This is a genomic window from Vibrio sp. Vb0888 (genome assembly GCF_033338835.1).
Lineage (GTDB): Bacteria > Pseudomonadota > Gammaproteobacteria > Enterobacterales > Vibrionaceae > Vibrio > Vibrio alginolyticus.
On sequence record NZ_JAWOTL010000164.1, the window covers coordinates 1 to 1313 of the forward strand.

Sequence of the window (1313 nt, forward strand, 5' to 3'; positions counted from 1 at the left end):
CCAGAGAACATGGTCCGTCGATCACTTTGAGGTGCGCAAACTCATCTTTTAATGATTGCTCCCAAAATGCTCGATTAAACAAACCTGTTAAACCATCCTTTCTGCTGATCTCAGACAAATGCTGATTGGTTTCTCGCAAATGGATTCGGTTTCTCGCCGTTTCGGAAACATCGTTCACTTGAATCGAAATATGGCTTACTTCGCCAGAAAGCGAACGCAATGGCGTGATAACGATGTCTTGAAACATAAAGTCACAGCTGTTGGAAACCGGTGAAAAATTGTTGAATTTAAAAAGGTATGGTCGGTTTTCCCAACTGGAGAAGGAACGAGTCTCAAGATCAGCAGAGGTCTTTAGTTTCGTTTCCAACCACGTTCGTGGTAGTTCGTCGAAATGATCGAACAAGCATTGACCTAAAATATCTTGAGACAGCACACCGCTGTAAGACTGCATAAAGCTGTTCCAGACACACACGTTATATTCTGGATCAAGAACAATGAGCCCAGAATCCATGGTATCTAAAATTTGTGTGACCCAATGAAAGTCTGCTATGTCCAGCGTGATATCGGACATCAGATTAACTCCATGATTTCATAAATAATTTCTACTGATGGTTTGTCTATTAGAAATAATACTTCACACTCAAAATCGAGCGCTTCCGCCATGTAGGTATATTCGATGGTAAAGAGTTCGCCTGATTCTCCTTGTTCTTCATTGTAAGGAGTGATTGTATCGACGATGCCCGGCTGACGAAGTGAAAACTGCTTATCAAGTTGGTTCCCTAAAGAGGTTAGGAATGACGAAACCAGCAAGTTAGAGACATTTAAAATAATTTCATTATGAGGCGTAAAGTCGAGCAGATACCCCAACCTTTCACCAATTTGATTGATATCTTTCCCACGTAGGCAAACCAACGCCTCTCCGTGTATACCGCCGCCAACAAAGCGCTGCGAAACCGCTACAGAGCTATCTCGCCCAATCACGTCCACCAGCGTCATATGCAATTCACCATAGGACAATGGCCCAACATGCGGAACTGGCAACTGGATAAACTCATGCAAGTGATCAGCCATAATGGCCGCCCCTTTGCCTAGCGCAATGTTGGCAATTTCACGAAACTTGGCAAGGGATGAAAGCTCTTCTTGGCTTTGTGCAGAATTAAGCTCCATTGATGTTCGCTGTGCATAATGCAACCCAAGACGCTCGTACAGCGGGATGACTTGTTCTTCTGACAACGGCTTTGCGATAAAATCCATTGCCCCTAACTCTAGGCAGCGCTGCTTTGCTTCTTGTTGTACATCACCCGACACGATCA

1 protein-coding gene and 1 pseudogene are annotated in these 1313 nt (G+C 44.2%); both read right to left on the reverse strand.

Translation table 11 applies throughout. The annotated features are described in order from the left end of the window. Positions 1 to 571 (reverse strand): annotated as a pseudogene (locus R7P72_RS24710) (diguanylate cyclase); the annotation flags it as partial. After that, positions 571 to 1313: response regulator (locus tag R7P72_RS24715; RefSeq protein WP_318110927.1), on the reverse strand; the 743-nt coding region annotated here is incomplete at its 5' end. The pseudogene R7P72_RS24710 and the gene R7P72_RS24715, both read right to left, overlap by 1 nt.